Consider the following 603-nt stretch of genomic DNA (forward strand, 5'->3'; position numbering starts at 1 on the left):
CGGGGGCGGCGGGTGCAGTCGGGGAACGCGCAGCCGCCGTCTCGCAGGTTCAGCGCGCGGCGGATGGCGTCGGTGACGGTGCGTTGGAGCCGGCCGACGTCGAGGGGCTCGGATTTCGCGCCGAGGACGATGGGGACGATGTCGGCGTCGCAGGCCCACCGGCGCAGCGTGGCGGGGTGGACCGGGGCGCCGGAGTCGAGCAGCCCGTAGCCACGGTGGCGGCCGCGGGTGGTGAGGGTGTCGGTGAGCCAGCGCTGGTCGAGGGTGATCGTCAGCAGCGCCCGCCCCGGCCGCTCGGCCCGCGCGGTACGTCCCGCCGGGTGCCCGGACGGCTCCGGGCTGCGGGGCGCAGGGATCAGCGCATCCGCGACCGTGTCGCCGGTCGTGCTGTCGTCGGTCGTGCTGTCGTCGGTCGCGCTGTCGTCGGTCGCGCCGTCGTCGGTCGCGCCGTCGTCGGTGACGGCGTCGGCGGCGTCGTCGGTCGTGCCGTCGGTGGCGTTGCCCAGGTCGCGGCGGGCGTCAGAGGCGATGCCGTGGGGGCCGGTGGCGTCGTTGACGAGGTCTTTGAGTCCTTCGATGCGCCGCAGTTTGAGTTCGCGCTGG

Annotated in this window: 1 pseudogene; it reads right to left on the reverse strand. The window is 75.3% G+C overall.

The features are described from left to right. Window positions 1-603 (reverse strand): annotated as a pseudogene (locus WCD58_RS33555) (hypothetical protein); the annotation flags it as partial.

The organism is Actinomycetospora flava (assembly GCF_037400335.1).
GTDB classification, from domain to species: Bacteria; Actinomycetota; Actinomycetes; order Mycobacteriales; family Pseudonocardiaceae; genus Actinomycetospora; species Actinomycetospora flava.